1 protein-coding gene is annotated in these 291 nt (G+C 49.1%); it reads left to right on the forward strand.

The genetic code is table 11. The features are described 5' to 3' along the window. Positions 1-43 precede the first annotated feature (43 nt). Positions 44-291: putative Ig domain-containing protein (locus tag AC04NP_RS30795; protein WP_482863972.1), on the forward strand; the 248-nt coding region annotated here is incomplete at its 3' end.

The following is a 291-nucleotide window of genomic DNA, read 5'->3' on the forward strand; positions in this document are numbered from 1 at the left end:
GGTAAGCATTGTGATTGCCCCTGATACGGAAGCTGTTTATGCAGTGAACGCAGCTCAGAACGAAGATAGTTATTCCAACGGGGATCAATTGGCCAGCGTAACAGATGCGGATGGGGCGGTTACGAGTGCAGTGATCGCCTCTGGCACTTTACCTATTTGGATGACTCTCAATCCAACAACAGGTGAGATTACGGTGAACGATGCGACTCAAGTCGCTGATGGTACTTATACGGTAGATGTTACGACCACTGATGCAGATGGTGGAGAAACCACGCAGACCGTAAGCATTGT

Source organism: Agaribacillus sp. DX54 (assembly GCF_056858335.1).